Origin of the sequence: Diaphorobacter sp. ED-3 (assembly GCF_027625375.1) — a bacterium.
Classification (GTDB): Bacteria; Pseudomonadota; Gammaproteobacteria; order Burkholderiales; family Burkholderiaceae_C; genus Diaphorobacter; species Diaphorobacter nitroreducens.
On the sequence record NZ_CP115182.1, the window covers coordinates 1,359,252 to 1,385,347 of the forward strand.

Genomic DNA, 26,096 nt, shown 5'->3' on the forward strand with positions numbered 1-26,096 from the left:
CTATTCGAATTGCAAATCGTCGGGCCAGATAAAGTAAGAGCCAAATTTTTTACTGAATTTGTACTCGCCACCTGCATCTTTACCCTTAGCCGTGAGGTGGGGCTTCCCATCTTTGAGTTCTAGATGCCCTGTGCCAATCAGACGTTCAATGAACTGAGCTGTTTTAAGGCCGTGTTTGGCTGCTATTTTGGATGAAGTTAATTTACTTCCCTGTTCTTCCTCTGTGGTTTCTTCGGAATCTTTTGAATTTATCCGCTCTAAAGATATTCTTACCTCTTCGCTGATCCGGATAATACGTTGAGCCTCTTCGTAGGCGTCGCGATAAAGTTCTGGATCATCGGTGCGATTAAATAAAACTCCCATTTCGTTATTATTGACTTGACTGAATTCATAGAGATTCAGGCTTGTTACAATGCAGAACGATTCGTTTATGTAGCATTTTGCGTGCAAATTTTTACAAAAGCTTGTGCGGATGTAAGTGAGGTCATTTAGCCAGGAAATTTCCTCAGGCTGGAGTTCGCTTTTTCCGTAAACGATTCTTACATCAATTTTAAGCCTGTTTTTGTCTGCTAGAAGCTCCTTGATTCGATCGTTAAGTTTTAAAAAAGGACTGATTAAAACTAGGCGATCTTTCGCATCTTTGATTAGTTCTTCTAGAAAATAATTGGTTGCGCTAGTGTTCAAAAACTTAGCCATTGATATTGCTTGGTATTTAAGTTAATGAAAAGACTGGCTACACCGCCACCGGCGCCTTGATGGCGGGGTGGTGTTCGTAGCCCACCACTTCGAAGTCTTCGTAGGCGTAATCAAAGATGGATGCGGGCCGGCGCTTGATCTGCAGCGTCGGGTAGGCATAGGGCTGGCGCGCCAGTTGGGTCTGCACCTGCTCGAAATGGTTGCTGTAGATATGGCAGTCGCCGCCGGTCCAGATGAAGTCACCCACCTGCAGGTCGCACTGCTGCGCCACCATGTGCGTGAGCAGCGCGTACGACGCGATGTTGAACGGCACGCCCAGGAAGATGTCTGCGCTGCGCTGGTAGAGCTGGCAGCTCAGTTTGCCCGGCTCACCAGCCACCTGCGATGGCGCCACGTAGAACTGGAAGAACGCGTGGCAGGGCATGAGCGCCATCTGGTCCAGCTCGGCTACGTTCCAGGCGCTCACGATGATGCGGCGGCTGTCGGGGTGGGTCTTGAGGGTGTCGATCACTTGCTGGATCTGGTCGATGTGGCCTCCGTCCGGCGTGGGCCAGCTGCGCCACTGCACGCCGTACACGGGGCCCAGGCTGCCGTCGTCGCGCGCCCACTCGTCCCAGATGGTGCAGCCGCGCTCCTGCAGCCAGCGCACGTTGCTGTCGCCGCGCAGGAACCACAGCAGCTCCAGGATGATGGACTTGAGGTGCACCTTCTTGGTGGTCACCAGGGGAAAGCCTTCGGCCAGGTCAAAGCGCATCTGGTGGCCGAACACGCTCCTGGTGCCCGTGCCCGTGCGGTCGCCCTTGGCCGTGCCGTGCTCGAACACATGGCGCATCAGGTCTTCGTATTGGTGGCGGATGGGGCGTGGGGTCATGGTCTTGAATGAAAAGTGGCTCCAGCGCTTGCTAGACAAGCGCCAACAGCTCTCATTTTTGAAGAATGCAGCCCGGGTTCATGATGCCTTGCGGGTCCAGGGCCTGCTTGATGGCGCGCATCAGCCCCAAGGCCACGGGCGACTTGTACTGCGCCAGCTTGTCGGCCTTGAGCACGCCCACGCCGTGCTCGGCCGAGAACGAGCCGTCGAACTGCGCCACCGCGTCGTACACCAGGGCGTTGACGCGGTCCTCCTGCGTGCGCAGGAACTCCCGCGCATCGCCGCCCGCCGGCGCCTGTACGTTGTAGTGCAGATTGCCGTCGCCCAGGTGGCCGAAGTTGACCAGGCGCACGCCGGGAATCTCGCGCTGCAGCAGCGCATCGGTGTGCTCCACGAACGCGGGGATGCGCGACGCGGCGATCGAAATGTCGTGCTTGATGTTCAGGCCTTCTTCGGCCTGGGCCAGCGGAATGCTCTCGCGGATATGCCACAGCTCATGCGCTTGCGACAGGCTCTCGGCGACCACGGCGTCCAGCACGCAGCCGTCCTCGAAGGCCAGTTCCAGCAGCGCCTCGAAGCGCTGGCGCGCGTGTTCTTCGGATTCGCTGTCGCTGTTTTCCAGCAGCACGTAGTAGGGCGGCGCGCCGTCCAGCCCGGCGAACGGCACGCGCAACTGCGGCATGTGCTTGATGACCAGCGACAGCGCGAACTGCCCCATCACCTCGAAACCCGTGAGCCCGGCCCCCAGGTGCTGATGCGACAGGCCCAGCAGGCGCACGGCCGCCCCCATCGACGGCACGGCGGCCCAGGCGGTGAGCTGCGCGGCGGGCTGGGGGAAGAGCTTCATGGTGGCCGCGGTGATGATGCCGAGCGTGCCTTCGCTGCCGATGTACAGGTCGCGCAGGTCGTAGCCGGTGTTGTCCTTGCGCAGGCCCGAGAGGCCGTTCCACACTTCGCCCTGGGGCGTGACCACCTCCAGGCCCAGGCACAGCTCGCGCGTGTTGCCGTAGCGCACCACCTGCGTGCCGCCGGCATTGGTGGACAGGTTGCCGCCGATGGTGCAACTGCCTTCTGCGGCAAGCGACAGCGGGAACAGCAGATCGGCTTTCTCGGCCGTCTCCTGCAGGGCCTGCAATATGCAGCCGGCCTCCACCGTCATGGTGAGGTTGTCGCGGTCGATGGCGCGCACCGCATTCATGCGCGTGAGGCTCAGCACCACCTGCGTGCCGCTGCCGTCGGGCGTGCTGCCCACCGACAGGCCGGTGTTGCCGCCCTGCGGCACGATCGCCGCGCCGGCATCGGCACAGGCGCGCACCACTGCTGCCACCTCGGCCGTGCAGCCCGGGCGCACCACGGCCAGGGACTTGCCATGGGAGCGCTTGCGCCAGTCCTGTTCATAGGCGGCAAGGTCGCCCTCGGTCAGTACATGGGCGGCGCCAACGATCTGGCGCAGGGTGTCGAGCAGGGCAGTGGTCATGGCGGTCAATCCAGTCGATGTCAGGCAAAGGCTCAGCACGCTCATGCAGGCGCGGCGGCGCGTGCCGCCTTGGCGGCACGCTGGCGCAGCCGCACATGCAGCGCGCAGGCGGTGAACAGCAGCAGGCACAGCACGATCTCCAGGCCCGCCAGCCAGTTGCCGGGCGCCGGGTCGCTCCAGGCGCGCACCACCCCTTCGGTGAAATACAGCCACACCAGCAGGCTGACCCAGCGGTAGGTGTACATGCGCCGCTTGAGCAGCCCGGCCAGCGGCACCGCCAGCGGCAGGGCCTTGATCGCCAGCCACGAGCCGCCCGGGCGCACCGGCGCCAGCCACAGCTCCCAGGCCAGGCACAGCACGATCAGCGCCGCCAGGCTGCCCACGGCCAGCCAGCGCGTGGCCGCCACGTCGGTGGCGATGTGCAGGGCGGGGGCGGGGGGCAGGGTTTCGCGATGCATGGGGCTGGCATCATATCGGTCATGTCGTTGTCCCTACAGTCCATTGCAGTGCGTGCCGAGGAGTGGCTGGTGGAGCTTTCCCACTTCCCCTGGCGCACCACCGCGCAGACGCTGCGCGAGCGCTTTCGCGAGGACCGCCTGGGGCTGACGGCCAGCAGCCTCACCTTCACCACGCTGCTGTCGCTGGTGCCGTTCGTGACGGTGGCGCTGGCCATGTTCACCGTGTTCCCCATGTTTGCCGAGATGCAGCTCGTGCTGCAGCGCTGGCTGGTGGACAGCCTGGTGCCCGACAGCATCTCGCGCCCGGTGCTGGGCTACCTCACACAGTTCGCCGCCAAGGCGCATGGCCTGGGCGCGGCGGGCTTGTCCATCCTCATGGTGACGGCGCTGGCGCTGATCCTCACCATCGATCGCACGCTCAACAACATCTGGCGCGTGCAGCGCCTGCGCCCGCTGGGCCAGCGCGTGCTGATCTACTGGGCCGCGCTCACGCTCGGTCCGCTGGTGCTGGCGGCCAGCCTGGCGCTGACCACCTCGGTCGCCAGCGCCGCGTCGCGCGGTATCGGCGACACGCTGCCGGGCGGAGCGCGCCTGCTGTTCGATGCGATCGAGTTCTTCGTGCTGGCCGCCGGCATGGCGGCGCTGTACCGCTATGTGCCCAACACCCAGGTGCACTGGCGCCACGCCTGGGCGGGCGGGGTGTTCGTCGCCGTGGGCATTGAGCTGGCCAAGAAAGTGCTGTCGCTGTACCTGGCGTCGGTACCCACCTATTCGGTGCTGTACGGCACGTTCGCCACGCTGCCCATCTTGCTGCTGTGGGTGTACGTGGCCTGGGTCATCGTGCTGCTGGGTGCGGTGGTGGCCGCCTATCTGCCGAGCCTGCTCGCCGGCGTGGCGCGCTGCGCCACGGGCGAGGGCTGGGCCTTCTTGCTGGCCGTGGAGGTGCTGCAGCAGCTGCACCGCGCGCGCCAGCAACCGCCCCACGGGCTGAGCGTGTTGGAGCTGGCCCAGCGGCTGCGCGTGGATGTGCTGCAGGTGGGGTCCGTGCTGCCGGTGCTGGCGGCGCTGGATTGGGTGGTGCGGGTGGACGAGACGGCCGCCGATGGGTCCGACGCAGCCGACGCACGCTACGTGCTGCTGGCCGAGCCAGCCACCACGCACATGGAGCCGCTGGTGCAGCGCCTGCTGCTGGCGCGCACCCCGCCGCTGGAGCGCCTGTGGGCGCACACGGGGCTGGAGGTGCTCACGCTGGCCGACGTGCTGCCGCGCGAGTCCGTGCAGCGGTCGCCTGAGATGCTCCTTAAACGATAGCTGTTAGCGCTTGATGGGTAAGCGCTAGAGGCTGTTTTGGCCTAAATCATGCGCGGCCGCCGCGCCGTGCAGTACCGCACCCTCCAACGTGGCGGGGTAGGGCCCTGCCACGTAGTCGCCGCAGGCCTGCAGTCCTGGCGCAATCACGCGCGGCGGGCGCGCCAGGGCGGGCGTGCAGGCAAAGGTGGCGCGCTTTTCCACCACCGTCTGCACCGCGCGCAGGCCGGGCAGGGCCAGGTCCTCGGCCGCCTGGGCCAGCACGTCGCGCTCCAGCGCGGTGCGCTCGCCCTCGAAGGCGCTGACCACGAACGCCAGCAGCCCGGCCGGGCCGCCCAGCAGCGCGCGGTCGAAGACGAACTGCGCGGGCCGTTGTGCCCGCGCGCGCAGCGCCAGCATGGGGCGGGGCAGCAGCGGGGTGCGCGCTCCCGGCAGTTCGGCATACACGGTGGCGATGGCGCCAAAGCGCAGTGCCTGCGCACCGGCGGCCCAGGTCTGCAGGGCGGGGCGCTCGGCTGCGGGCACGGCGGCGTCGGCCACCAGGCGGGCGGACTCGGTGCTGCTGGTGGCCAGCAGCACGGCGTCGAACGCGCAGCCGTCCACGCGCCAGCCGGCCTCGTCGCGTGCGAGTGCCTGCACGCGTTGGCCGCGGTGCACCGCGTGGCCGCGCTGCTGCAGCCAGTGCGCCGCGGGCTCGGGGAACAGCGCGCCCAGGTCGGTGCGCGGCAGCAGCAGGTGGGAGCCGCCCCGGCCGGCGAACAGGCTGTCGTGCAGCACGCGCAGGAACACCTGGCCGCAGGAATCTTGCACGGGCGTGTTCAACGCCGACACGCACAGCGGCGCGATGAACTCGTCCACCAGCCGCTGTGGCAGGCCTGCGCACAAGTCCGACACGCTGGTGCCCGGTGCGCACCGGAACCCCGCCAGCCGCCAGCGTGCGGCGCGCGCCAGCAGGGCCGCACGCTCGCGCAGGCTCCAGCCGCGTGCGCGGGCGATGCCGGCCAGAGCATCCCAGGGCGGCGGGGCATCGGGCAGGGCCAGGCCGCTGCCGTCGGGGAACACCAGCGCCAGGGGTAGGCGCAGCAGGGCGGAGTCGGGCGTGACGCCCACGGTGCGCATCAGGCGCAGGCATTCGGCATAGGCGCCGATGAGGATGTGCTGGCCGTTGTCCAGCACCAGGGGCGAGCCGTCCGCGCGCTGGGCGGCCACGGCGCGCGCGCGCCCGCCCAGGGTGCGGCTGGCCTCGAACACGCTGACCGTGTGGCCCGCCTGGACCGCGTGCACGGCCGCGGCCATGCCGGCCCAGCCGGCGCCGACGATGGCAACCTTCACATCATCCCCAGCGCCTGCACCTTCCAGGCCAGCCAGAACTTGCGCAGCGGCGTGAGGCTCGTGCGCTGGTGCAGTACCTGGAAGTTGTCGGCCTCGATCTCGCGCAGCAGCGTGCGGTAGATGCTGGCCATCATCAGGCCGGGCTTCTGCGCGCGCCGATCCACGTCGGGCAGCAGCGCCAGCGCCTGGTCGTAGAAGAGGTGCGCGCGCTCGGCCTGAAAGCGCATCAGCGCGGTGAAGCGCTCCGAATACTCGCGTTTGGTGATCTCGTGCGCCTTCACATCGAACTGCTGCAGCTCGGAAATGGGCAGGTAGATGCGCCCGCGCATGGCGTCCTCGCCCACGTCGCGGATGATGTTGGTGAGCTGGAACGCCAGGCCCAGCTTGTGCGCGTACTGCGTGGTGCGCTCATCTTGCTGGCCGAAGATGCGCGCGGCCACCTCGCCCACCACGCCGGCCACCAGGTGGCAGTAGCGCGCCAGGCCCGCGAAGTCCAGGTAGCGCGTCTGCTCCAGGTCCATCTGGCAGCCCTCGATCACGGCCAGCAGGTGGCGCTGTTCGATGCCGTAGGCGGCCGCATGCGGCATCAGCGCCTGCATCACCGGGTGGCTGGGTTGCCCGGCAAAGGCCTTGGCCACCTCGCCCTGCCACCAGGCCAGCTTGGCCTGGGCCACGCTGGCTTCGGAGACTTCGTCCACCACGTCGTCCACCTCGCGGCAAAAGGCGTAGAAGGCCGTGATGGCCGTACGCCGCTCGCGCGGCAGGAAGAGGAAGGCGTAGTAGAAGCTGCTGCCGGAGGCGGCGGCCTTTTGCTGGACGTACTGTTCAGGACTCATGGGGGCGTGATTCTCCCATGGCCCTGGGCGGGGCTCGCGGGGGAAACATGCGCGGCGCAGGGCCTGAGCGCTGCGCCGCCGCAACGTCACTGGGCAGACGTGGAAATGTCATGCCGCTGTCGTGGCGCCGGCCCACCATGCCTGTTCATGATGCGCGACGATGCCTTCCTGAACGCCTGGAAATCCTCCGCGGCCCGGCCCCCGGACGACCCGGCGGATGATGCATGCGACCCGGCGCGCCCCCCGCTGCGCTACCGCACGCTCTGGATTTCCGATCTGCACCTGGGCACGCCCGGCTGCCAGGCGCAGGCGCTGCTGGACTTTCTCAAGCACACCGAGTGCGAGACGCTGTTTCTGGTGGGCGACATCATCGACGGCTGGCAACTGCGCCGCCAGTGGTACTGGCCGCAGGCGCACAACGACGTGGTGCAGAAGCTGTTGCGCAAGGCCCGCAAGGGCACGCGCGTGATCTTCATCCCCGGCAACCATGACGAGTTTGCGCGCCGTTATGTGCAGCTCAACTTCGGCGGTGTTGCCGTCGCCGAGGACTGGGTGCACGAGACGGCCGACGGCCGCGCGCTGTGGGTGATCCATGGCGACCTGTTCGACGGCGTGATCCAGTGCGCCAAGTGGCTGGCCCATGTGGGCGACTCGCTCTACGAATTCACGCTCAAGCTCAACCGGCACCTGAACACCCTGCGCGCGCGCCTGGGGCTGCCGTACTGGTCGCTGTCCAAATATCTCAAGCTCAAGGTCAAGCGCGCCGTGAGCTACGTGGGCGACTTCGAGAACGCGGTGGCGCGCGAAGCGCGCAAGCGCGGCCTGCACGGCGTGGTGTGCGGGCACATCCACCATGCGGAGCTGCGAGACATCGACGGCATCCTGTATGCCAACGATGGCGACTGGGTGGAAAGCCTCAGCGCGCTGGCCGAGCACGCCGATGGGCGCCTGGAGATCCTGCACTGGGCGCAGCACATGCCCGTGCAGCGCAAGAGCGGCGCAGAACTACCGCAACCCATTCCTGTCACTACCGATTGAAGTCCATGGCGCCTGAAGCTGCCCCGTTGGTCGAGCTGATCTATTTCAATGCCGGGGGCGGACACCGCACCTCCGCGCTGGCGCTGGAAGCGGCCATCGCCCGCGCTGGGCTGCCGTGGCAGGTGTGCCGCACCAATCTCTTCGAGGTGCTGGACCCGAACGCGCGCTTTCGCCAGTGGACGGGCATGGAGCCGGAAGACGTCTACAACAAGCGCCTGGCCCGGGGCTGGACGCTGGGGCTGACGCACGAGTTGCGCCTGCTGCAGGGCATGATCCGCTGGAGCCACCAGCGGCTCATGCAGTCGCTGCGCCGGCACTGGGCGGCACGCCGGCCGGCGATGGTGGTGTCGCTGGTGCCCAACTTCAACCGCGCCATGGCCGACGCGCTGGAGCAGGCCCTGCCAGGCGTGCCCTACGTCACGGTGATGACCGATCTGGCCGATTGCCCGCCCAGCTTCTGGATGGAGCCGCAAACCCAGCAGATCGTGGTCTGTGGCTCGCCTTATGCCGTGGACCAGGCGCGCGCTGCGGACTTTCCGCCCCACCGCATCTGGGAAACCTCGGGGATGGTGCTGAGTGCGCAGTTCCATGCGCCGGTGGACCAGGATCGTGCCGCCGAGCGGGCGCGGCTGGGGCTGGACGAGCGCCCCGTGGGGCTGGTGCTGTTTGGCTCCGAGGGTTCCAGGGAGATGGTGACGATAGCCCGCCGCTTGACGGACACCCCGCTGATCCTGGCCTGCGGGCGCAACGCGGCCCTGGCGCAGGCTCTGCGGGCACTGCGCCGCAACGCGCCTACCGTGGTGCTCGAATACACGCGCGAGATGGCGCGCGTCATGCAGCTGGCGGACTTCTTCATCGGCAAGCCGGGCAGCGGCAGCCTGAGCGAGGCGGTGCACATGGGGCTGCCGCCCATCGTCACGCGCAATGCGTGGACCATGCCGCAGGAGCGTTACTGCACGGAATGGGTGGGTGAGCAGGGCCTGGGACTGGTGTTGCCGAGCTTCCGGTCCATCGCATCGGGCGTGCAGGCCCTGCTGGCCGACCTGCCGCGCTACCAGGCCGCGACGCGGCGCATGCACAACCGTGCGGCGGCCGAAGTGCCGCAGGCGCTGGCGCAGATCCTGCGCCATGCGCAGGCCCGCGCCGAATGGGCCGGGCGCTGGGTAGCCTGAGGGTTGCACGCGCGCCGCGCGATGCGGTGATGGGGCCCCATTGACCCCCGCGTGCTCGCGCTGCTGCAGCCGGTGGGGCGGCCCTTACATGCGCGCGGCGCGCGCCAGCATGCGGGGCCAGTCGAGCGTGCCCAGCCGCGGCCGCGTGAGCAGGCTGGCGCCATCCAGCGCCTGCACCTTGTCCAGAATGCGCAGACCGCCCTGCACGACCAGGCGCAGCTCCCACCCGATGCTGCCGCTCAGCCGGTGTACCAGGGGGCTGCCTTCGAGCATGAGAGCGCGGGCCCAGGCGGCGCAGTCCAGCACCAGCCGGTCGCTGGCGGCGGAGCGGCGCTGCGCTGCGAGGTCCGCGCGCGCCACGCCATGGGCGGCGCAGTCGGCATCGGTGAGGTAGTGGCGCCCGCGGGGCAGGTCCACGCTCAGGTCCTGCCAGAAGTTGATGAGCTGCAGCGCGCTGCAGATGGCGTCGCTCTCGCGCAAAGCATCGTCGCTCTGCACGCCGTACAGGTGCAGCAGCAGACGCCCCACGGGATTGGCCGAGCGGCGGCAGTAGTCCAGCAGCGCGGCGCGGTCGGGGTAGGTGGCGCCGGCCTCGGTCAGGGTGACGTCCTGCATGAAGGCGTCCAGCAGGTCGTCCAGCAGCGGCACGGGCAGCTGGTGGCTGCGCAACACCGCCTGCAGCGGCCCAAACACGGCGGCCCAGCGCGTCTGGGGGGAGTGCCCGGCCGCCACGGATTGAAGCTCGGCGCGGTAGGCACGCAGGTCGGCCAGGCGCTCGTCGGCGGTGGCCGAGCCCTCGTCGGCAATGTCGTCGGCCGTGCGCGCAAACGCGTAGATCGCGGCGATCGGCGGGCGCAGCCGTGGCGGGCACAGCAGCGAAGCCACGGGAAAGTTCTCGTAGTGCGTGACCGGCGGCGCCTCGGCGGGCGCGGTGCGCGGATCGCGCAGGGGGGCGGGGGACTCGGGATGCTTCACGCGGCCATTGTCGTGCTTGACAAGAGCGACCGGCCTCTCATAGATTACTAACCAGTCAGTCAGTAATTTGGCATACCGGATGTTTCCATGACCCACCCTGTCGCACAGCGCGCCGCGGGCCTGCCGGGCCCGTCTTCATTGCAACCCCGCCGCGGGGTTTTTTTGTGGCCGCCGCGTGGCGGCGTGGCGGGTGCTGCACTGGTGCTGGCCGTGGCTGCCTTGGCGCTGGCGGGATGTTCGCGCCGCGAGCCGGCGCCAGAGCCGGTGCGCGCGGTGAAACTGCTCACCGTCGGCGTGGCGCCCCTGCAGATGCACCTGGAATACGCGGGCGAAGTGCGCGCGCGCGTGGAATCGCGCCTGGGTTTTCGCGTGGCCGGCAAGATCGTGCAGCGCCAGGCCGAGCTGGGCCAGCGCGTGCAGACCGGCCAGGTGTTGGCGCAACTGGATCCGCGCGACTATGAGCTGGCCGCGCAGGCCGCGCGCGCCCAGGTGGCGTCCGCCACCGCGCAGCGTGATTTGGCCGCGGCGGATTTCGAGCGCTTTTCCAAGCTGCGCGCGCAGAACTTCATCAGCGGGGCGGAGCTGGACCGCCGCCAGGCTCAGCTGAAGGCCGCGCAGGCTTCGCTGGACCAGGCGCGCGCGCAGCTCGCTTCCCAGGGCAACCAGACCGAGTACACACGCCTGGTGGCGGATGCGCCGGGGGTGGTGACGTCGGTTGACGCCGAGCCCGGCCAAGTGGTGTCTGCGGGCGCGCCGGTGGTGCGCATTGCACGCGACGGCCCGCGCGACGCGGTGTTCTCGGTGCCGGAGGACAAGGTGGGCCAGTTGCGCGCAGGGCAGGCCGTGCAGGTGCGCGCCTGGTCGGGCGACGCGCTGCTGCTGGGCCGGGTGCGCGAGGTGGCGGCCAGCGCCGATCCGGTGACGCGCACCTTCCTCGTGAAAGTGGCGGTGGAGGGCGCGGACGTGCCGCCGCTGGGCGCCACCGTGTATGTGGCGCCGCAGGTGCTGGCGCGGGGCGGCGTGCAGGCGATCAAGCTGCCCACCAGCGCCCTGCGCCAGGAGGGCGGTCAGACGGTGGTGTGGGTCTATGAGGCCAAGAACGGCAGTGCCACCGGCACCGTGCGCCTGCAGCCGGTGCAGATCGCCACGGCCGACGGCAACGAGGCCGTGATCGCCGCCGGCCTCACCCCCGGCATGCAGGTGGTGGCCACGGGCGTGCATGTGCTGGCGCCGGGACAGGTGGTGACGGTTTACAAGCCAAAAACGGCTCCAACGCCCGAAGGGCAAGCGCTACCAGCTATTAATAATGAAGCGCCAGCGGCCTCCGCTGCCGCTCGCTGAGGAGCCGCCCCATGCAGCAGACGCAGCCCAAGCAGGGCTTTAACCTGTCGCGCTGGGCGCTGGAACATGCCGCGCTCACGCGCTACCTGATGGTGGTGCTGATGGTGCTGGGCATCGCCGCGTACTTTCAGCTGGGGCAGGACGAGGACCCGCCCTTCACCTTCCGCGCCATGGTGGTGCGCACCTACTGGCCCGGCGCCACGGCGCAGCAGGTGGCCGAGCAGGTGACGGACAAGATCGAGCGCACCCTGCAGGAGGTGCCCTACGCCGACAAGATCCGCAGCTACAGCAAGCCGGGCGAGTCGCAGATCATCTTCGAGCTCAAGGACTCGTCCAAGCCGGCGGAGGTGGCCAACATCTGGTACCAGGTGCGCAAGAAGGTGGGTGACATGCGCTACCAGCTGCCGGGCAATATCCAGGGGCCGTTCTTCAACGACGAGTTCGGCGACGTGTACGGCGTGATCTACGCCCTGCAGGGTGAGGGCTTCAGCTATGCCGAGCTGAAGGACTTCGCCGACGACGTGCGCCAGCAGTTGCTGCGCGTGAGGGACGTGGCCAAGGTCGAGCAGTTCGGCGTGCAGGACGAGCGCGTCTGGGTCGAGGTCTCGCAAAAGCGTCTGGCGCAGCTGGGGCTGGACTTCAACGCGGTGTTGCAGCAGCTGGGTGCGCAGAATGCGGTGGAGAGCGCGGGCGCGATCCAGTCGCCGCAGGACGTGGTGCAGGTGCGCGTGGGCGGGCAGTTCACCAGCGTGGAGCAGCTGCGCGACATGCCGATCCGCGGCGGCTCTGGAGCCCAGCTGCGCCTGGGCGACATCGCCGAGGTGCGAAGGGGCTATGTCGATCCGCCGGGGGTGAAGGTGCGCTTCCAGGGGCACGAGGTCATCGGCCTGGGCATCTCCATGGCCAAGGGTGGCGACATCATCCGGCTGGGCAAGGCGCTGCGCGCTGCAGCGGCCGACATCCAGGCGCGGCTGCCGGCCGGCGTGCAATTGCACCAGGTGCAGGATCAGCCAGCGGCCGTGGCCGATTCGGTGGGCGAGTTCATCAAGGTGCTGATCGAGGCCGTGGTGATCGTGCTCGCCGTGAGCTTCATTTCGCTGGGGCTGCACAAGGGCGGGCGTTTTGGCTGGCACGTGGACTACCGGCCGGGCCTGGTGGTGGCGATCACCATCCCGCTGGTGCTGGCCGTGACCTTCCTGGCCATGCACTATTTGGGAATAGGGCTGCACAAGGTGTCGCTGGGGTCGCTCATCATCGCGCTGGGGCTGCTGGTGGACGACGCCATCATTGCCGTGGAGATGATGGTGCGCAAGATGGAGGAGGGCTACGACAAGGTGCGCGCGGCCACGTTTGCGTATGACGTGACGGCCAAGCCCATGCTCACCGGCACGCTCATCACGGCCGCGGGTTTCTTGCCCATCGGCATCGCCAAATCGGTCACGGGTGAATACACCTTCGCGATCTTCGCGGTGACGGTGATTTCGCTGGTGCTGTCGTGGATCGTGTCGGTCTATTTCGTGCCCTACCTGGGCACGCTGCTGCTGAAGGTGAAGCCGCATGCGCCCGATGCGTCGCCGCCCGAGGTGTTCGACACGCCGTTCTACCACCGCTTCCGGCACATGGTGGACTGGTGCGTGGCGCACCGGTGGATCACCATCGGCGCCACCATCGGCATCTTTGCGCTGGGGCTGGTGGGCATGGGGCGCGTGCAGCAGCAGTTCTTTCCCGACTCCAGCCGGCCGGAAATCATGGTGGACCTGTGGTTCCCCGAGGGCACCTCCTTCGCAGCCAACGAGGCCGTGGTGCGCCGTGTAGAGCAGCGGCTGATGGAGCAGGAAGGCGTGGCCAGCGTGGCCGCGTGGGTGGGTTCGGGCACCCCGCGTTTTTACCTGCCGCTGGACCAGGTGTTCCCCCAGCCCAACGTATCGCAGTTCATCGTGCTGGCCAAGAGCCTGCCCGAGCGCGAGTCGCTGCGCCTGCGCCTGCCCCGGTTGTTGGCCGAGGAGGTCCCCGAGGCACGCGGCCGCGTGAAGCTGCTGCCCAACGGCCCGCCCGTGCCCTACCCGGTGCAGTTCCGCGTGGTGGGCAGCGACCCGGCCGTGCTGCGCGAGCGCGCCGACGAGGTGAAGGCGCTGATGCGCGGCAACGCCAACCTGATCGGCGTGAACGACAACTGGAACGAGTCGGTCAAGGTGGTTCGCCTGGAGGTGGACCAGGACAAGGCGCGCGCGCTGGGAGTGACCAGCCAGTCCATCGCCCAGGCTTCGCGCATCATGTTCAGCGGCTCCACGGTGGGGCAGTACCGCGAGGGAGACAAGCTCATCGAGATCGTGCTGCGCCAGGCGCAGGACGAGCGCGAGGCGATCTCCGACATCGGCAACGCCTACCTGCCCACGGCTTCGGGCCGCTCCATTCCGCTCACGCAGATCGCCAGGCCCGTGTTCACCTGGGAGCCGGGGGTGATGTGGCGCTGGAACCGCAACTACGCCATCACCGTACAGGGCGACCTGGTGGAGGGGCTGCAGGGCGCCACCGTCACGGCGCAACTGCTGCCCGAGTTGCGCGCGCTGGAGGCCCGCTGGCAGGAGGCCGGTGAGAACGGCGTGCGCATCGAGGTCGCGGGTGCGGTGGAGGAGAGCAGCAAGGGCTCGGCCTCCATCGTGGCGGGCGTGCCCGTCATGCTGTTCATCGTGTTCACGCTGCTGATGCTGCAGCTGCACAGCTTCAGCCGCTCCGTGCTGGTGTTCCTCACCGGCCCGTTGGGGATTGCGGGAGTGGCGGCGGCGCTGCTGCTGCTGAACCGGCCCTTCGGCTTTGTGGCGCTACTGGGGGTTATCGCTCTCATGGGCATGATCCAGCGCAATTCGGTGATCCTGATCGACCAGATCGAGCTCAACCGTGCGGCCGGCGTGCCGGCGTGGGACGCGATCGTGGCGGCGGCCGTGTGGCGCCTGCGGCCCATCGTGCTGACGGCGGCGGCGGCGGTGCTCGCCATGATCCCGCTGTCGCGCAGCGTGTTCTGGGGGCCTATGGCCGTGGCCATCATGGGTGGACTGGTCGTGGCCACGGTGCTCACGCTGCTGGCACTGCCCGCGATGTACGCCGCGTGGTTTCGTGTGCGGCGGCCCGATCCCGGAGCGCCGATAAACGATTCCATTTAAAGGCGGGCCGCAACAGGGTAAAATCTGCCGTTTGACCTATTCCACCGGGGTGGCCTGCTGTGCCTGCCATCCGGGTGGCTTTCAGAACTGCGCGGGTGGCGAAATTGGTAGACGCACCAGGTTTAGGTCCTGACGCCAGCAATGGTGTGGGGGTTCGAGTCCCCCCCCGCGCACCAACGTGAGACTTTGGCGGGAACGTGGTGCAGGCTTGCACTGCAAGTCGGCACGGTCCGCATCCAGACACTAGGAACAACCATGGCCGTAACTGTTGAAACCCTTGAAAAGCTTGAGCGCAAGATCACGCTGAGCTTGCCCCTGACCACGATCCAGACCGAAGTGGACGCGCGCCTCAAGCGCCTGGCCCGTACGGTGAAGATGGATGGTTTCCGTCCCGGCAAGGTCCCTATGAGCGTAGTGGCTCAGCGTTACGGCTATTCGGTGCAATACGAAGTGCTGAACGACAAGGTGGGCGAGGCGTTTGCACAGGCCGCCAATGAAGCCAACCTGCGCGTGGCAGGCCAGCCCCGCATCACGGAGAAGGACGGCGCGCCTGAAGGCGAAGTGACTTTCGAGGCCGTGTTCGAGGTGTTCCCCGAGGTCAAGATCGGCGATCTGTCCACCGCGGAAGTCGAGAAGCTCTCCGCCGAAGTGACCGACAGCGCCATCGACAAGACCTTGGACATCCTGCGCAAGCAGCGCCGTACCTTTGCACAGCGTGCCCTGGCCGCTGCTGCAGAAGACGGCGATCGCGTGACGGTGGATTTCGAGGGCAAGATCGACGGCGAGCCCTTCCAGGGCGGCAAGGCCGAGGACTTCCAGTTCCTGGTGGGCGAGGGCCAGATGCTCAAGGAATTCGAAGACGCAGTGCGCGGCATGAAGTCGGGCGAGAGCAAGACCTTCCCCCTGGCCTTCCCCGAGGACTACCACGGCAAGGACGTGGCTGGCAAGACGGCCGACTTCATGGTGACCGTCAAGAAGATCGAAGCGGCCCACCTGCCCGAGGTGAATGAGCAACTGGCCAAGTCGCTCGGCATTGCCGACGGCACGGTGGAAGGCTTGCGCGCCGACATCAAGAAGAACCTGGAGCGCGAAGTCAAATTCCGCCTGCTGGCCCGCAACAAGCAAGCCGTGATGGACGCTCTGGTGTCCAAAGCGGAACTGGATCTGCCCAACGCCAGCGTGCAGGCTGAAATTGCCCGCCTGCTGGAAGCTGCACGCGCCGACCTCAAGCAGCGCGGCATCAAGGACGCCGACAAGGCCGAAATCCCCGAGGACGTGTTCCGCCCTCAGGCCGAGCGCCGCGTGCGCCTGGGCCTGGTGGTCGCCGAACTCGTGCGTGCCAATAACCTGCAGGCCAAGCCGGAGCAGTTGAAGGCCCACGTGGACGAGCTGGCTGCCAGCTACGAGAAGCCTGAGGACGTGGTGCGCTGGTACTTCAGCGACCGCAATCGCCTGGCTGAGGTGGAAGCCGTGGTCATCGAGAACAATGTGACCGACTTCGTGCTGGGCCAGGCCAAGGTGAACGACAAGGCCGTATCCTTCGATGAACTGATGGGCCAGGCCTGAGTAGCTGGCCCTTGCCCCGGGCTTTGACCCAGGGGTGAGGACGAAACCCGGCGGGGCTTGTGCTTTGCGGCACAAGCCCCAATTCATTTTCTGGGTACAGTATCCGCCTGACTGGAGAAACGTATGAGCGCATTGGAAACGCAAGCCCTGGGCATGATCCCCATGGTCATTGAGCAGTCCGGCCGCGGCGAGCGGTCCTACGACATTTATTCGCGCCTGTTGAAGGAGCGCGTGATCTTCCTGGTGGGTGAGGTCAATGACCAGACTGCCAACCTGGTGGTTGCGCAGCTGCTGTTCCTTGAGAGCGAGAACCCGGACAAGGATATTTCGTTCTACATCAACTCCCCGGGTGGCAGCGTGACGGCGGGCATGGCCATCTATGACACCATGCAGTTCATCAAGCCGGATGTGTCCACGCTGTGCTGCGGCTTTGCGGCGAGCATGGGGGCTTTCCTGCTGGCTGCAGGGGCCAAGGGCAAGCGCTATTCGCTGCCCAACTCCAAAATCATGATCCACCAGGTGCTGGGCGGTGCCCGCGGACAGGCGACGGATATCGAGATTCACGCCCGCGACATTCTGCGTACCAAGGATCAGATGAACCGCATCCTGGCGGAGCGCACGGGACAGCCCATCGAGAAGGTGAAGGCGGATACCGAGCGGGACTATTTCATGACCGCGGACGAAGCCAAGGATTACGGCATCGTGGACCAGGTCATTGCCAAGCGCCCCTGAGTTTTGGCCGGCGCGCGCGGCGTTTCCCCCTGTGGGAAACGCCGTTTTTATTTCGTTATCATCTTGACAACATCCCCAGTCATAAGGCATTGCCCCCATGGCCGAGAAAAAAGGCTCCTCCAGCGAAAAAACCCTTTACTGCTCTTTTTGCGGTAAAAGCCAGCATGAAGTAAAGAAGCTGATCGCCGGTCCGTCGGTCTTTATCTGCGACGAGTGCATTGACCTGTGCAACGAGATCATCCGTGATGAGCTGCCCACCGGCGATGCCGGACGCGAAGGCCGCGGAGATCTGCCTACGCCTGCGGAAATCAAGACCAACCTCGATCATTACGTGATTGGCCAGGAAAAGGCCAAACGTACGCTGGCCGTCGCCGTGTACAACCACTACAAGCGCCTGCGCCACAAGGACAAGGCCGGTAAGGACGAGGTGGAACTGTCCAAGAGCAACATCCTGTTGATCGGCCCTACGGGGTCGGGCAAGACGTTGCTTGCGCAGACCTTGGCGCGGCAGCTCGATGTGCCTTTCGTGATGGCTGACGCCACCACGCTGACGGAAGCCGGCTATGTTGGAGAGGACGTGGAGAACATCGTCCAGAAACTCCTGCAAAGCTGCAACTACGATGTGGAACGTGCCCAGCGGGGCATTGTCTACATCGACGAAATCGACAAAATTTCGCGCAAATCCGACAACCCCAGTATTACGCGGGATGTCTCAGGTGAAGGTGTGCAGCAAGCGCTGCTCAAGCTCATCGAGGGGACCATGGCGAGCGTGCCTCCACAAGGTGGACGCAAGCATCCCAATCAGGATTTTCTGCAGATCGATACCACCAACATTCTGTTCATTTGTGGTGGTGCGTTTGCTGGGCTGGAAAAGGTCATTGAGAACCGTACTGAAGCTTCCGGTATTGGCTTTGGCGCGGCAGTGCGTAGCAAAAAGCAGCGTTCTTTGACCGAGGTGTTTCAGGATATCGAGCCTGAGGACCTCATCAAATTCGGCCTGATTCCAGAGTTGGTGGGTCGCATGCCCGTGGTCACAGCGCTGGCCGAACTGAGCGAGGACGCGCTGGTGCAAATCCTCACCGAGCCCAAAAACGCCTTGGTCAAGCAGTACAGCAAGTTGCTGGCGATGGAAGGCGTTGAGCTGGAAATTCGTCCCGCTGCGTTGAAGTCGATCGCGCGAAAAGCCATCGCACGCAAGACGGGTGCCCGCGGCTTGCGCTCCATTCTTGAGCAAGCGTTGATTGGCACCATGTTTGACTTGCCCAACGTCTCCAACGTGGAAAAGGTGGTGGTGGACGAGGCCACCATCGAAGAGAACAAGGCCCCTTTGCTGGTTTATCGCGAGGCCGCCAAGACCGCCTGAAAGCCGTGTGTCGCCGGGAGTCGCGCGCGTTAGTGATGCGCCCGGCGAGCCATGTTGCTAACACCTGGGTGCAGATGCTGCCGGGTTGAAAAATGTGGTCCATGGACCATATTCCATGGAACTACTAGAGGATTGCCCCATGTCCGGACACACACCCCTGCCCGATACGCCCCTGGATCTACCACTGTTGCCTTTGCGCGATGTGGTGGTCTTTCCTCACATGGTGATTCCCCTGTTTGTGGGGCGTCCCAAGAGCATCAAGGCGCTGGAAGCCGCCATGGATGCCGATCGACGAATCATGCTGGTTGCGCAAAAAGCAGCCGCCAAGGATGAACCGCAGGTTTCGGATATGTTCGAAGTCGGGTGCATATCCACCATCCTTCAGATGCTGAAGCTTCCCGATGGCACGGTGAAGGTGCTGGTGGAGGGGCAGCAGCGCGCCCACGTTCGCATGGTGCATGAATCGGACGTTCACGTCACGGCGACGGTTGAGCCCATGCAGGCGTCCGCCGAGGACGCCGCTTCGAGTGAAATTGAAGCGCTGCGCCGGGCGGTAATGCAGCAGTTTGATCAGTACGTCAAACTGAACAAGAAGATTCCCCCTGAGATTCTGACTTCCATTTCGGCTATCGATGATCCGGGGCGGCTGGCTGACACCATTGCCGCGCACTTGCCGCTCAAGCTGGAGAACAAGCAGGTTGTTCTCGACTTGGCAGGCGTCAAGCAGCGTCTGGAGAATCTGTTCGAGCAGTTGGACCGCGAAGTGGATATCCTCAATGTGGATAAGCGCATTCGCGGTCGCGTGAAGCGCCAGATGGAGAAAAACCAGCGGGACTTCTATCTCAACGAACAGGTCAAGGCGATCCAGAAGGAACTGGGCGAAGGCGAAGAAGGCGCGGATCTTGAGGAGATCGAGAAAAAGATCAAGGCCGCGCGCATGCCGGTCGAAGCGCGCAAGAAGGCGGAAGGTGAGCTGAAAAAGCTCAAGCTCATGTCTCCTATGTCTGCCGAAGCCACTGTGGTTCGCAACTACATTGATGTGCTCACGGGACTGCCCTGGAGCAAGAAGTCCAAGGTCAAGCACGATCTTGCCCATGCAGAGGCTGTGTTAAACGAGGACCACTATGGCCTGGAAAAGGTGAAAGACCGAATCCTGGAATATCTCGCCGTGCAGCAGCGGGTGGACAAGGTGAAGGCGCCCATCCTGTGCCTGGTCGGCCCACCGGGTGTGGGCAAGACTTCGCTCGGTCAGTCCATTGCAAAGGCAACGGGGCGCAAGTACGTGCGTATGGCGCTGGGGGGGATGCGTGACGAAGCAGAGATCCGGGGTCACCGTCGTACCTACATTGGGGCGATGCCAGGCAAGGTGTTGCAGAGCCTGGGCAAGGTGGGGGCGCGCAATCCGTTGTTCCTGCTCGATGAAATTGACAAACTAGGCATGGACTTTCGAGGTGACCCCTCGAGCGCGTTATTGGAAGTCCTCGATCCTGAGCAGAACCACAAGTTCGGCGACCACTATGTGGAGGTCGACTTCGACCTTTCCGATGTCATGTTTGTCGCGACTTCCAACTCGATGAACATCCCGCCGGCGCTACTTGATCGCATGGAGGTGATACGTCTTTCCGGATATACCGAGGACGAAAAAACCAACATTGCCATCAAGTATTTGCTCCCCAAGCAGATGCAAAACAATGGCGTGAAAGACGCCGAGTTGCAGGTCACGGAATCCGCCGTACGGGACATTGTGCGCTACTACACGCGTGAAGCGGGCGTCCGTTCCCTAGAGCGCGAACTCTCCAAAATCTGCCGAAAAGTGGTCAAGGCAATCCAGCTCAAGAAGCTGACGGCCCCCGTGGAGGTGTCGGCGGACAACTTGCCTGAATACTTGGGAGTGCGCAAGTACACCTACGGTCGCGCGGAACAGCAGAACCAAGTGGGACAAGTGGTTGGCCTGGCATGGACCGAAGTCGGCGGGGATCTGCTCACGATCGAGGTCGCGACCATGCCCGGCAAAGGCAACATCCTTCGCACAGGATCGCTGGGCGATGTCATGAAGGAGTCGGTCGAAGCGGCCCGCACAGTAGTACGTAGCCGTGCGCGCTTACTTGGTATTCGCGATGAGGCGTTCGAGAAGCGAGATCTCCATATCCACGTGCCCGATGGTGCGACCCCTAAAGATGGTCCTAGCGCCGGCATTGCGATGACGACGGCGATCGTTTCTGCGCTGACCGGAATACCGGTCCGCGCAGATGTTGCGATGACGGGGGAGATCACATTGCGCGGAGAGGTCACAGCAATTGGTGGGCTCAAGGAGAAACTTTTGGCGGCATTGCGTGGAGGGATCAAGACGGTGTTGATTCCTGAAGAAAACGTAAAAGACCTCCAGGAAATTCCAGACAACGTCAAGATGGGGCTGGAGATCATTGCTGTGAAGTGGATCGACAAGGTGCTGGAGATAGCACTCGAGCGCAAGCCTGTTGCATTGGCAGAGGAGGACGGTGCCCAAACCGTGACGGTGCCTGCCCCCGCCGATGTGTCACGGGGCTCCGTGAAACATTGATGGAAAAAACTTTGCACTATTCTTGGAGCCCGCGAAAAGTACTCTATAATTTCACTTGTCGACGCTAAACATGCTACAGTGTGAGGCTTAGATAAATGCGGGAATAGCTCAGTTGGTAGAGCGCAACCTTGCCAAGGTTGAGGTCGTCGGTTCGAGACCGATTTCCCGCTCCAATTTATGATCTACAGACTTCCACTGACGTCTGTAAGTCATTGAAAAGAGGAGCTTCGGCTCCTTTTTTCATTCCAGCGAAAGCCACGGAAGTCCACTGACAGCCACCATTTTTGAGGCCAAAAACAAGGCCAAAGAATGCGGGTCGTGCCGGTTCCGGGTTGTTGCTGGGGTTGGATCGGGATGACAAGCAGCATCGGGCCTAAGTCCAAGACTTAGGAGCTTGATGATGACACTCTCTGATCTGACCGTGCGGCAAGCCAAGGCCGCCGAGAAAACCTACAGCATCCCCGACACCGATGGCCTCGGCCTGGTGGTCGCCCGCACCGGCGGCAAGTCGTGGCATTTGCGCTATTACTGGCTCGGCAAGCAAAAGCGCATCTCCCTGGGGAACTACCCCGAGATCGGTTTGCGCGAAGCGCGCACCTTGCGCGACGAAGCCCGGGCGCTTCTGGCAAAGGGCGTCAACCCCCATACCGATCGGAAACAGAAGCGACACGCGGTCAAGCTTGCGGCCGACTACACCTTCAAGGCCGTCTTCGATGCGTGGGTCGAGCATCGCCGCAAGGAAATCAAGGAGGGCAGGAACAGCACGCTGTCGCAGATCCTGCGGATCTTCAACAAGGACGTGCTGCCTAGCCTCAAGCAGATGTCGATCTACGACATTCGCCGGCCCCAACTCCTGGGCGTCCTGGCGAGGATCGAGGAGCGCAAGGCGTTCACCACTGCCGAGAAGGTCCGCACCTGGCTGGGGCAGTTGTTCCGCTATGCCCTCGTCATCGTGGAGGGGCTGGAAGCCAATCCGGCCTCCGACCTGGACGTGGTGGCCGAGCCCAAGCCCCCGGTGAACCACAACCCCTACCTGCATCTTCCGGAGCTTCCCGAGTTCCTGCACAAGCTCAGGCTCTACAACCCTCGTGGTTGGCAGACCCAACTCGGCATCCGGCTGCTGTTCCTGACCGGCGTGCGTACCGGCGAGCTGCGGCTGGCGACCCCGGACCAGTTCGATCTCGACCGTGGCCTGTGGATCATCCCGCCGCAGATCGTCAAGCAACTCCAGGACGAGATGCGCAAGGCCGGCAAGCGCCCGCAGGACGTTCCGCCCTACATCGTGCCGTTGTCCGTGCAGGCCATCGAGATCGTGCGCTACCTGTTGGGTGTGATGAGGCCGGCTCAGGTCCATCTGCTCACGCACCGCAGCGAACTCAAGAAGCGCATCAGCGAGAACACCCTCAACGCGGCCTTGAAACGAATGGGCTACAAGGATCAACTGACCGGTCACGGCATCCGCGGAACCATCTCGACGGCGCTCAACGAGATCGGCTATCCCAAGATTTGGGTGGACGCGCAGCTTTCGCACTCGGACCCGAACAAGGTGAGTTCGGCCTACAACCACGCCAAGTATGTTGAGCCGCGCCGCCGGATGATGCAGGACTGGGCGGATCGTCTCGATCTGCTCGAACAGGGCCAAGTGGAAGCGGCCAGCGCGCATCTGACGATGCGTATCGACGGGGTGCCGGCGATGGCGGAAACTGAGGACGTGGTGGACGCGGTCCCCATGGTGGCCGAGCCCGCTTCCCCTGGCGTCCCGCCGATGGTGGCCACGCCCATCGTCGTGACCCCGAACAGTGGCGAGATCACGTTCCAGCGGCTGTCGCAGGTGCCGCCACCGCCGACGCATGCTCCGGAGCCGGAAGTCTCCGCAATCCAGCGGGAGCGCGAGGAAATGCTGGCCATGTACGAGTCGCCGAACAATCTGCCGGTGCCGCTGTTCGGCAAGCTGGCCGGAAAGTCCAAGGACCAGATCAACCGGGAGCTGAAAGCCGGCAAGCTACTGTCCATCAGCCTGGGCAATCGGGGGCAGCGGGTTCCCGACTGGCAACTGGTGCCGCTCAAGCACAAGCTGGCTCAGGTGCTCATGAATCAATGTCCGCGGGCGGACTCGTGGGATCTGTATCGCATGCTCACCCGGCCACATCCGGACCTGGGTGATCGTGCCGCCATCGACATCGTGACGCCAAGCAATCTGGGCATGGTCGTCCGGGTCATCGCGGCCACCCACCAGCAGACAGGTGCGTCTGAGGCTGGCTTGCCGCCGAGGCTCATCCCCGAGGACGTCCAGCAGAGCGTTCGTCGGCTGGTGGACAGCGCTGCGATGCTTGAGACGGCGTAATCCGAGGTTCGACGGTACCGTGGCCAGCGGCACCATTCCTGTCGCTGACCACTGCATTTCGCCTTATTGCAACGATGTGCCCGAGCGCACCACGACGGCGTACAGATCGGCAATCGTCGCCAACGCGCCCTCATGCAGCACCTCGGCCGACACATTCACCACGCCCCTTCGGATGGGCCGCGTCGCGCATGCATCGGCCACCATGGTGGGCTGGTTGCCGCGTAGAAACGCACCCTCGGCGGTGAACGTCACGCACATGTGAGTCATTAATCCCATGACGATGACCTGTTTGTTACCGGCCGCCTCAACGCGCTCGCCCAAATCGGTGCCGACGAATGCATTGGGCGCCGTCTTGACGACCACGGGCTCGTTGGACAGCGGCGCGACGGCGGGATGAATCTGCCGATCTTGGCGGCGAGGTCGTAGGGCGAGCCCTCTCCACCATCGTGAACGACATGGATGCTGTTGGTGCCGGCGGCGCGCGCCCGGGTCAACAGTTCAGATGCCGAAGCCAGCGCCGGCTGCCAGCCGGCCAGTTCCATGACGCCGCGCGTGTAGGTGTTCTGGTAGTCCACGAGGATCAAGGTGGCACCGTCTAACGTGGCCGGTGTGGGGTCCAGTCCGTTGAGCTGGCGCAGCGTGGTCGAGGAGTTCATGGTTGTACTTCCTTGAATGGGAAATGGAGGATCCGGCCATCAGAAATGACCGCCTCGTCATGCTAGAAGCGCAGCGGAATGTCGGCAATGTCATCTAACATGTAGATTCAGACATTGCGGTGCGCGGGCACCCACGGAGCTTGCAGCATGGCAAACATCAAGCGCCTCATCGTCATGGTGCTGTTCGAGCACGTCTATCTGCTGGACGTGACCGGTCCGGCCGAGGTGTTCTCACTTCTTCAGCGCGAGATGGACGAGCCGACGGGCTACGAGGTGGTGTTGGCGGCTGCGACGCTTGCGCCCGTCATGACTTCGGCCGGTGTGCGTGTACTGCCCGATACGACATTCGCCGACCTCGCCCCCCGTAGGATCGACACCCTCGTGGTGCCGGGCGCGGTCGAGGTCGATGCGCAGCGACGCGTGCGCGCCGTCGTAGCGCCTTCGGTGGTGGTATCTGTGAGGGCGCTTGCAGGCCATACCCGACGCCTCGCGTCCGTGTGCGTGGGCGCGCATGTCCTGGCTGCGGCAGGCCTGCTCGAAGGCCGTCGTGTCACCACACATTGGTCCACCGCGCAACAACTCGCTGACGAGCACCCGGAGGTCAAGGTGGATGCCGACCCGATCTTCATCCGCGACCGTGATGTCTGGACCGGCGCCGGCCTGACCGCCTGTCTGGACCTGGCGTTGGCTTTGGTCGCCGATGACTTCGGCGAGCGGTTGGCGCTGCGCGTGGCGCGCCAACTGGTGATGTTCCTAAAGCGCCCGAGTGGGCAAAGCCAATTCAGTGCCTCGCTGGAACCGGCGTCCAAGACCCGGCGCATGGATGCGCTGCGCCACTACATCATGCGCTGCATCGGTAAGCCCATGAGCATCGCGGAACTGGCCGAACAGGCACATGTAAGCGATCGGCAACTGACCCGCATCTTCAAGACGGAATTGAACATGACGCCGGCCGCTTACATTGAATCGGTGCGCGTGGAGATGGCGCGCAATCGGTTGGAAACCACCGACGAACCGCTTGAACGGATTGCCACAACCTGCGGCTTCAATACCACTGACGCGCTCAACCGCGCATTCCGCAGGACCCTGGGCACCACGCCGGCCGAGTACCGCAGCCGGTTCAGGACAGTGTGCTGATCGCGCCCGCCTCGCCTGTCACTATCAGATCGTAACTGCAACCTGCAGCGCTCTGCGCTCGAACCGCTCGGTCGCCGGAGTGGCTTGTACGTAGGGCCGCTGGAGGTACGTCACGACCTCGTAGGGGCCGTCGGCGAGCGATCGCATACTGAGTCCCCATCCGTGAGCGCGCTCGATGCGCGATTGCGTAGAGATTCCCACGCCATAGCCTGCGGCGACCTTGAGCGCCAGCATCTCGAAGGAAGCCACGTACTGCGTGCTCTGCTGCCTCACCGCAGGAAGTGAAGACAACCGCTGATCCAGCAAAGGGCAACTCTCTGCCTGCCAGCGGAAGACAGGGTGATCCAGCAAATCGGCGATCGCGAGCTTGGCGTGATCCATCAAAGAGGATCGCAACGGCATAGCAACTGCCATGTGCTCGATCCACAAGGGTTGTGTATGGAGAGCCGAATCGGTCGCTCCTTGAAGCGACATCGCTGCGTCGTAATGGCCATCCTTCAGTCCCGCAAGAATCTCGTCACCTCTGACCTCAAGGAGCGCTATGGTGACCTCTGGCTCTTCGGCGCGTTGGAGCGCAAGCAGGTCCGAAAGCCTCGATGACGTTACGCCTGGCGCTATCGCAAGCCTGAGATGGGGAGGTTGGCTGATGACGGTGGGCATGTGAGCCTATAAAAGCGAAAAAGCAGATCAGGTTCAGCCAACATGAATTAATAGAGTGAAGTTTAACGTCTATAACTTTAACGTGGTTAATTTTTGCGGATTATTCGACGCTTCTGCTGATGCAGAAGCCCACTATTCAGCCAGGTCGTCCCGCTGGCACATCTACGTATGAGTCCGCTCCAGCAATGGCGTTTGGGCAGGCCGTACGCGCAGCGCGTGTCGCTCAAGCAATCGCTCAAGACGAGTTCGCAGCCCTGGCAGGCATTTCGCGCTCGCACATGGGCAAGATCGAGCGTGGCGAGCATGTACCCACGCTCCCCCTCATACTTAAAATTTCCATGGCGCTCAAGATCAGTGCGGCCGAATTGATCGCGGCAACGGAAAGCAATCTTCGCAATCCAACCGAGGCCTGA

Annotated in this window: 21 protein-coding genes and 2 tRNA genes; 14 read left to right on the plus strand and 9 right to left on the minus strand. The window is 64.4% G+C overall.

The window, feature by feature from the left end; genetic code table 11:
* From PCQ86_RS06610 to PCQ86_RS06625, 4 genes are read right to left on the minus strand one after another with little or no spacing between them, the layout of a single operon-like run.
* Entirely contained in the window at positions 1-696 is a 696-nt protein-coding gene (locus tag PCQ86_RS06610) for a phospholipase D family protein (RefSeq protein ID WP_270175132.1), read from the minus strand.
* A 37-nt stretch (positions 697-733) separates the two neighbouring features.
* On the minus strand, positions 734-1,567 hold the full coding sequence (locus tag PCQ86_RS06615; protein WP_047351250.1) for a thymidylate synthase: 834 nt from the start codon (positions 1,565-1,567) through the stop codon (positions 734-736).
* A gap of 52 nt (positions 1,568-1,619) precedes the next feature.
* Positions 1,620-3,044, minus strand: a complete 1,425-nt coding sequence (locus PCQ86_RS06620; RefSeq protein WP_270175133.1) for an FAD-binding oxidoreductase — start codon at positions 3,042-3,044, stop codon at positions 1,620-1,622.
* 41 nt (positions 3,045-3,085) lie between these two features.
* Positions 3,086-3,502 (minus strand): DUF2069 domain-containing protein, encoded by a 417-nt coding sequence (locus tag PCQ86_RS06625; RefSeq protein WP_123676570.1) that lies wholly within the window; start codon positions 3,500-3,502, stop codon positions 3,086-3,088.
* Positions 3,503-3,523: 21 nt separating this feature from the next.
* On the opposite strand from PCQ86_RS06625, the gene PCQ86_RS06630 reads away from it, so the two are divergent.
* Positions 3,524-4,813, plus strand: coding sequence for a YihY family inner membrane protein (locus tag PCQ86_RS06630; protein ID WP_270175134.1), 1,290 nt, complete (start codon positions 3,524-3,526; stop codon positions 4,811-4,813).
* 24 nt (positions 4,814-4,837) lie between these two features.
* On the opposite strand, the gene hpnE is transcribed toward PCQ86_RS06630, so the two are convergent.
* Both hpnE and hpnD read right to left on the minus strand, forming a co-directional pair.
* A complete protein-coding gene (gene hpnE / locus PCQ86_RS06635) occupies positions 4,838-6,142 on the minus strand; it encodes a hydroxysqualene dehydroxylase HpnE (protein ID WP_270175135.1) in 1,305 nt (434 codons plus the stop codon).
* A complete protein-coding gene (gene hpnD, locus PCQ86_RS06640; RefSeq protein WP_015912817.1) occupies positions 6,139-6,978 on the minus strand; it encodes a presqualene diphosphate synthase HpnD in 840 nt (279 codons plus the stop codon). Before hpnD ends, hpnE begins: the two co-directional genes overlap by 4 nt.
* Positions 6,979-7,125: 147 nt before the next feature.
* Between hpnD and PCQ86_RS06645 the strand changes: the two genes are divergently transcribed.
* Both PCQ86_RS06645 and PCQ86_RS06650 read left to right on the plus strand, forming a co-directional pair.
* Complete coding sequence (locus tag PCQ86_RS06645) at positions 7,126-8,016, plus strand: UDP-2,3-diacylglucosamine diphosphatase (protein ID WP_011804635.1); 891 nt, start codon at positions 7,126-7,128, stop codon at positions 8,014-8,016.
* Positions 8,017-8,021: 5 nt separating this feature from the next.
* Positions 8,022-9,188, plus strand: a complete 1,167-nt coding sequence (locus PCQ86_RS06650; RefSeq protein ID WP_103738764.1) for a glycosyltransferase — start codon at positions 8,022-8,024, stop codon at positions 9,186-9,188.
* Between the two features lie 84 nt (positions 9,189-9,272).
* On the opposite strand, the gene hpnC is transcribed toward PCQ86_RS06650, so the two are convergent.
* Positions 9,273-10,163, minus strand: a complete 891-nt coding sequence (hpnC, locus tag PCQ86_RS06655; RefSeq protein WP_270175136.1) for a squalene synthase HpnC — start codon at positions 10,161-10,163, stop codon at positions 9,273-9,275.
* An 87-nt stretch (positions 10,164-10,250) separates the two neighbouring features.
* Here hpnC and PCQ86_RS06660 point away from each other — a divergent pair, with 87 nt between their 5' ends.
* From PCQ86_RS06660 to PCQ86_RS06700, 9 genes are all read left to right on the plus strand, one after another.
* Positions 10,251-11,504: an efflux RND transporter periplasmic adaptor subunit gene (locus PCQ86_RS06660; RefSeq protein WP_270175137.1), complete on the plus strand. Its 1,254-nt coding sequence runs from the start codon at positions 10,251-10,253 to the stop codon at positions 11,502-11,504.
* A gap of 11 nt (positions 11,505-11,515) precedes the next feature.
* Positions 11,516-14,665 carry an efflux RND transporter permease subunit gene (locus PCQ86_RS06665; RefSeq protein WP_270175138.1) on the plus strand — a complete coding sequence of 1,050 codons (3,150 nt, stop codon included), beginning with the start codon at positions 11,516-11,518 and terminating at the stop codon, positions 14,663-14,665.
* Between the two features lie 89 nt (positions 14,666-14,754).
* Positions 14,755-14,841, plus strand: a tRNA-Leu gene (locus tag PCQ86_RS06670).
* A gap of 79 nt (positions 14,842-14,920) precedes the next feature.
* Positions 14,921-16,231 (plus strand): trigger factor, encoded by a 1,311-nt coding sequence (gene tig, locus PCQ86_RS06675; protein WP_135148946.1) that lies wholly within the window; start codon positions 14,921-14,923, stop codon positions 16,229-16,231.
* Between the two features lie 123 nt (positions 16,232-16,354).
* Positions 16,355-16,963 carry an ATP-dependent Clp endopeptidase proteolytic subunit ClpP gene (gene clpP, locus PCQ86_RS06680; RefSeq protein WP_015912823.1) on the plus strand — a complete coding sequence of 203 codons (609 nt, stop codon included), beginning with the start codon at positions 16,355-16,357 and terminating at the stop codon, positions 16,961-16,963.
* Between the two features lie 97 nt (positions 16,964-17,060).
* Complete coding sequence (gene clpX, locus PCQ86_RS06685) at positions 17,061-18,326, plus strand: ATP-dependent Clp protease ATP-binding subunit ClpX (protein WP_011804642.1); 1,266 nt, start codon at positions 17,061-17,063, stop codon at positions 18,324-18,326.
* 139 nt (positions 18,327-18,465) lie between these two features.
* A complete protein-coding gene (lon, locus tag PCQ86_RS06690) occupies positions 18,466-20,886 on the plus strand; it encodes an endopeptidase La (RefSeq protein ID WP_270175139.1) in 2,421 nt (806 codons plus the stop codon).
* 97 nt (positions 20,887-20,983) lie between these two features.
* Positions 20,984-21,059, plus strand: a tRNA-Gly gene (locus PCQ86_RS06695).
* Between the two features lie 227 nt (positions 21,060-21,286).
* Positions 21,287-23,230 carry a tyrosine-type recombinase/integrase gene (locus PCQ86_RS06700; RefSeq protein ID WP_009516244.1) on the plus strand — a complete coding sequence of 648 codons (1,944 nt, stop codon included), beginning with the start codon at positions 21,287-21,289 and terminating at the stop codon, positions 23,228-23,230.
* 63 nt (positions 23,231-23,293) lie between these two features.
* On the opposite strand, the gene PCQ86_RS06705 is transcribed toward PCQ86_RS06700, so the two are convergent.
* Positions 23,294-23,629 carry an isochorismatase family protein gene (locus tag PCQ86_RS06705; protein WP_231403488.1) on the minus strand — a complete coding sequence of 112 codons (336 nt, stop codon included), beginning with the start codon at positions 23,627-23,629 and terminating at the stop codon, positions 23,294-23,296.
* Positions 23,630-24,033: 404 nt separating this feature from the next.
* On the opposite strand from PCQ86_RS06705, the gene PCQ86_RS06715 reads away from it, so the two are divergent.
* Complete coding sequence (locus tag PCQ86_RS06715) at positions 24,034-25,023, plus strand: GlxA family transcriptional regulator (protein WP_009516242.1); 990 nt, start codon at positions 24,034-24,036, stop codon at positions 25,021-25,023.
* A gap of 24 nt (positions 25,024-25,047) precedes the next feature.
* Here PCQ86_RS06715 and PCQ86_RS06720 read toward each other — a convergent pair whose 3' ends face one another.
* Positions 25,048-25,683, minus strand: coding sequence for a LysR substrate-binding domain-containing protein (locus PCQ86_RS06720; protein WP_035624309.1), 636 nt, complete (start codon positions 25,681-25,683; stop codon positions 25,048-25,050).
* Positions 25,684-25,802: 119 nt separating this feature from the next.
* Between PCQ86_RS06720 and PCQ86_RS06725 the strand changes: the two genes are divergently transcribed.
* Positions 25,803-26,096, plus strand: a complete 294-nt coding sequence (locus tag PCQ86_RS06725; RefSeq protein WP_035624306.1) for a helix-turn-helix domain-containing protein — start codon at positions 25,803-25,805, stop codon at positions 26,094-26,096.